Origin of the sequence: Bowmanella yangjiangensis, from assembly GCF_017255015.1 — a bacterium.
Classification (GTDB): domain Bacteria; phylum Pseudomonadota; class Gammaproteobacteria; order Enterobacterales; family Alteromonadaceae; genus Bowmanella; species Bowmanella yangjiangensis.
This window is the reverse complement of record NZ_JAFKCS010000070.1, coordinates 1-4,690: the sequence shown is the minus strand read 5'-3', so window position 1 is coordinate 4,690 and position 4,690 is coordinate 1. Positions and strand designations below refer to the sequence as shown.

Genomic DNA, 4,690 nt, shown 5'->3' with positions numbered 1-4,690 from the left:
ATAGTATTGCCGAACTACCCACATCATGTGGTGCAGCGAGGGCATAACCGGCAGGTGGTGTTTGCTGCTGAACAAGACTATCGGCGTTACATTTCCGGGAAAAGGGGACATAGCTGCAATGGCAGAGAAGTCCGGGCTCACTTCTCTCACAGTTAAAGAAGTTGCAACCGGTAAGACTTTATATTGGCAGCCTGGGATGCGCGCTTTGAGAGAGAGGGATTAGATGATGAAGCTTTCTCTATCATGGGTCGTTGGGTTCGGAGCGGAGTGCCAAGGAGGGAGAACTAACGATCCCTCTTGGAGTAATGTTGAATCTCACTTGAGGGAAGTGTGTGAGGTGTCTGGCTCTGTTACTTTAGAGGCTGCGAACCTCAGCGGATTTGAGTTGTTGAGTTTGCAAGTTGTTGCGGATCATGGAATGTTCGCGATGACTTTAGGTGAAGATGATGGTGAGGATTACACTGTTCGATCCTATCTCGGAAGTGGAGATGCAGGTAAGGCAGTTGATGTTCTAGGGGATGCTGTTGATGCCTCAGCGGTTTGTACTGATTTTGAGACTGTTGTTGATATTTTTAGAGGGTTCTTTGAAAAAGGCTGTGTGCCTCGGAATTTGATGGCCTAATTCTTTGGTCCAAAAGGAACAGTAAGTGCTCCAAATCTTACTGAGCGTGGAACACTAGTCAATTTGCGTCCTAATGATGTCGCCATATCGCAGAGGCCGGTAAGAACTCTTGTTCAAGATGAATCGGGCCGCTATTGGCTGCAGACATCAACAGGGAAGAAAATCACTCCTTCAGGCTCATATGACTTTGTCACTATGCCTGATGGAACTATTCGCGTTGCAAGACCGAATGTTAACCAAGATTTCTCCACCCATTTTGGGTCTGAGTGGTGGCGGGGAGGTAAAGTACGCCGGCTCTATTCGCTTTGGAAATAATGATGGGCCAAGTAGGGGGACGATATCTCAGTGGACTAATAATTCGGGCCATTATCAGCCGCCTGCTGGTTTAAGCAGTAATGCTGGCCTACCTCAAAACCTATTTAACTCAAGGTGAGCAGGCTGTGAATGAAAAGCAGAGATCGCTTTGCAGGTATCTCGCTAAGATGGAGTCTGCACAGGCGGCTGAATGGTTGATAAGCACATACCCCATTGATTCCGTAGATTATGGCGAGGCCTTTTTGCTTATGCCTCATCGATCTTGGAGGCGCGCTGATCAAAGGAGATTGGCTAATTATTACTTTAAGAAGCTCCCTTTTTCTGGTGCTTATGGCTATGAGTTATTTGCTTCATTTATGTCTACAAGTACGCTTCTAGGTTGCGTTAGAGAACGCTTGCCCATGAATCATGTTGATGCGGAATTACTGCTCTATTACTTGGTGCCAGCCCTCAAGAAATTCGCGAAAGGCCAGGCTGATTATCAGCTGATTGCTGACTTTGCTATTGAGGCGCAGAAAGTTGTTGAGGAATAAATAGTCGCAATATTTACCCAACAGCGGCTCCGCGCCGGTGTTGTTTTATTCGCGGCCAGCGCCAGGCAGTAGCCGCCCGTCCGCGATCCTGCCCCTGAACTCCCCCCACGGAAAAGGGGACAGATTTATTTTTAGGCTGACGGTGCTGCGTCATAAATAAATCTGTCCCCTTTTTACTCTACGGAAAGAACTTGAGGCTGGCAAAGCCGTTAGTGTCAAAATTGAGGTGAAATACCCGCCAGGTAATGGGGTTAGGCCGAGTGAATTCAAGGTGTATGCCATGATGGATGGTGAGTTAAAGCAGTTCACATTTATTCAATGAGGTGAGGCATGAATACAGTTGAAGATGCCTATAATGAATTGGCTAGAGGGATTATTGATTTTATTGGGGGGCGCTCATGGGATAAAGCCTTCTGTAGTTGTCAGATTTATCACCGGATGGCATCAACAGTCTATTGGCTTGAAAGCTTCGGCAACGTTGATAAAAAGGCATTGGCTTGGCCAAATAGCTGTATTGATAGTGGCAAGGCGGCGATCCTGATTAGGGATGATGTTCTCCAAAAAAATGGGCAGCGCATTTGGGGGCTGATTTTTACGCTTTATCCTGATGGGAAATTTAATATTGAGTATGACTACAGTAAGCCGGAAGATTATGAGGAGACGGACGACATCGTTGGAGAGTAATGGTGAATCAAGGGAAGGTCTGAACTAGGGTGTTATTTTGGGTCGCCTTCGGTCATTCCCGATTTTGAAAAAGGCGATTTGATCAAACGGGAAAAGGGGACATATTTATTTTTAGGCTGACGGCGCTGCGCCATAAATAAAATCACCCCTTTTCGAACATTCTACGTCCTGGAACTAATGTAGTTGGAGCTGCCCCGTGATGCGTGATGCTTTAGGTGAACTTGACTACTGGGATGAGCGGATTGAAAAGGATTATGTTTGGTTGGGAAGATGTTCGAAATTACTTTCTGTCCCTTCTAAGAATCCTGAGTATAAGCCTCAATTTACATTCGATATTTCGATGGATGTTGTCAGGCTAATTCTCCAAAAATATTCCAGGGGGGATGAAATATCCTCGTTAAAAGATTCGTTCTCTATGTTGCTCGATATGTGGGAACTCTCTGATAGTCTTTCTGTTGAGATATGTGCCAAGCACGATTTGAATGTCTGCCGTTCTTGGGCGTTCAGCTTGTCGGTTCTTAATCACTATAATTGGTGCTTCTGGCTGGTTGGGCTTGCACTTGTACTTGATATTGTTGATGAGCAATGGCAGCGCCTGTTGATGTTGATTGGCGGTGAGGGAGAGGACCTATTACTAGATAGGGTAATTGCCAGTCGACAGTCCGATAGGCGAATTGGTACGGAGCTTCTGCATCCGAAACCCTATACCCGTTTGCTCAAGGCCGTGAATGCGCCGAAAGAACAGCAGGCCACATTATTGCGTGACTTCGTCGATCATTGGTACGTGGAGTTGAAACGCAAGGGTAAGGATGAGCTGTGGTGGTATACCTACGGCGATCCAGAGAAGCATCCTTTAGAAAAAGGGAGCTACTTTGGACGTTGGTGTATCGAGGCGGTGGCGGCGGTCAAGTCGTTTGGGCTGGATGATAGCCTCTGCTTAGGGCATGAGAACTATCCCGGAGACCTGCTTCGTCCTGATGGGCCAACTACTCATCCCGAACGTAAGGAAAAGAAGAAGGGCTGGTTGTCTAGAATACTTCGAAAATAAATACTGAAACCTATCTGCTGATAGCCCGTTTCCTTCTGTTCATTAGGGAAAAGGGGACAGATTTATTTTTAGGCTGACGGTGCTGCGTCATAAATAAATCTGTCCCCTTTTTCCCGGTGTTGTAACTTGGAGGCCGTAATGTCGGTAAGTTACTATTTAGTCTGTATGCATTGCAAAAGTGGCATCCTTCTCGGAAAAGCAACTCCAGTGGAGTACTCTGGTGCTGACTGTTTTGGGTTTTCTCAGATGCAGGGGGCGGATAGCTGTCGTGATCTGCAGCAGTTTTTAGTGGCGCATAGACTGCATGAACTAAGAGTTCTTCCGGGAAGTGTTGAAAGATTCGCATCTGACATAGGGGTTCCTCATAGTTTTCCAGGTAATGACGATGATGGACTCAAGGAGCGGCAGGCTCTGGCAGAAATGACCAGAGAACCTCCGAATCCGGACTTTGACCTTGAACAATTAGATCCAGTAGTAGTGGAGCAGCTGAGGTTGTTCTGATCAGTAATAGGAGACACCCATTAGCCGGCCTGGCGTCAATGCTTGGAAAAGGGGATGGATTTATTTTTAGGCTGACGGCGTTGTGTCATAAATAAATCTGTCCCCTTTTAGTCTCTAAGCAGTTTATTAAGGAGGTGTGAAGGTGTTGTTTAAATATAGTGACTCCGATGGGGTTGACATCTTTTTTGGTGTCCGCAATAGGGGCGACGTAAGACGCGCAATAGGAGTGGAATGTCGGGTTTTTCCGAGGACTGAATTTTCTGATAATTCAACTGATGCTTTTGGTGGATCTATAGCTAAAGTTTGGTATGACGCTGATGATAATGCGTGTGGGATTCAGCTTTATTATCCGGCAGCAGAATTCTATTTCTCTGAAAAACAGTTTTTAGGTGTTGGTCTGGGGGAGGCAGAATTATTTCTATCTGATCAAGGTGTTGCGTTTGATTGTGAGGATGATAATACTGGCATAAGTATAAAAGGAGGGGCGGTTAGATTTTATGCACCTAATGCTGATGAGCTTGGCAATGCTGCGATAATTGAGGCTGTCTATGTGGAGATTCCAAGGTTGGAACATTAAGCAAAAGGCGGGAAAAGGGGGCAGATTTATTTTTCGCCTGATTGGTTAAGCTGAAGGTCTCAATGGAAGGAGATCGTTATGCCATGGGTGGGTGGATTGTATTGCCGAACTACCTGCATCATGTGGTGCGGCCCGGCCATCACCGGTAAGTGTTGTTTACCGTTGAGCAGCATTGCCAGCGCAGCATTACAACTGATCTGTGCGAACTCAACGATGCCTTCAGACCCAAGCCCTCTGACCATTGCCTGATGTCTGTCCACCAAGGCCGCCGCTAGAGCGACCTTGGACACCTGCGCGCAACCGTGTCCGGTGCGCGCGACGCCTCCTACCGTACCTCCACCACCACTTTACCCACCGCCTTACGCTGGCCGAGCGCATCGATCGCTTCGCCGCCGCGCGCCAGCGGGAAG

The 4,690-nt window shown here is 47.1% G+C and carries 8 protein-coding genes; 7 read left to right on the top strand and 1 reads right to left on the bottom strand.

Going from position 1 to position 4,690, the window contains the following annotated elements; all coding sequences use genetic code 11:
* Positions 1 to 25: 25 nt before the first annotated feature.
* The 7 genes from J0A65_RS28080 to J0A65_RS21535 all read left to right on the top strand — a co-directional run bounded on the left by J0A65_RS28080 (position 26) and on the right by J0A65_RS21535 (position 4,280).
* Complete coding sequence (locus tag J0A65_RS28080) at positions 26 to 223, top strand: cytidine deaminase-like fold-containing protein (protein ID WP_463452167.1); 198 nt, start codon at positions 26 to 28, stop codon at positions 221 to 223.
* Positions 224 to 622, top strand: a complete 399-nt coding sequence (locus J0A65_RS21560) for a DUF6911 family protein (protein WP_396471936.1) — start codon at positions 224 to 226, stop codon at positions 620 to 622.
* 395 nt (positions 623 to 1,017) lie between these two features.
* Positions 1,018 to 1,470, top strand: a complete 453-nt coding sequence (locus J0A65_RS21555; protein WP_206596390.1) for a hypothetical protein — start codon at positions 1,018 to 1,020, stop codon at positions 1,468 to 1,470.
* A 330-nt stretch (positions 1,471 to 1,800) separates the two neighbouring features.
* Positions 1,801 to 2,154: a hypothetical protein gene (locus J0A65_RS21550; RefSeq protein ID WP_134677850.1), complete on the top strand. Its 354-nt coding sequence runs from the start codon at positions 1,801 to 1,803 to the stop codon at positions 2,152 to 2,154.
* A 199-nt stretch (positions 2,155 to 2,353) separates the two neighbouring features.
* Positions 2,354 to 3,202, top strand: a complete 849-nt coding sequence (locus tag J0A65_RS21545; protein WP_232850092.1) for a PoNe immunity protein domain-containing protein — start codon at positions 2,354 to 2,356, stop codon at positions 3,200 to 3,202.
* Between the two features lie 138 nt (positions 3,203 to 3,340).
* Positions 3,341 to 3,703 carry a hypothetical protein gene (locus tag J0A65_RS21540; protein WP_206596388.1) on the top strand — a complete coding sequence of 121 codons (363 nt, stop codon included), beginning with the start codon at positions 3,341 to 3,343 and terminating at the stop codon, positions 3,701 to 3,703.
* A gap of 142 nt (positions 3,704 to 3,845) precedes the next feature.
* On the top strand, positions 3,846 to 4,280 hold the full coding sequence (locus tag J0A65_RS21535; RefSeq protein ID WP_206596387.1) for a hypothetical protein: 435 nt from the start codon (positions 3,846 to 3,848) through the stop codon (positions 4,278 to 4,280).
* A gap of 59 nt (positions 4,281 to 4,339) precedes the next feature.
* Here J0A65_RS21535 and J0A65_RS21530 read toward each other — a convergent pair whose 3' ends face one another.
* Positions 4,340 to 4,570, bottom strand: a complete 231-nt coding sequence (locus tag J0A65_RS21530) for a hypothetical protein (RefSeq protein WP_206596386.1) — start codon at positions 4,568 to 4,570, stop codon at positions 4,340 to 4,342.
* Between the last annotated feature and the right edge of the window lie 120 nt (positions 4,571 to 4,690).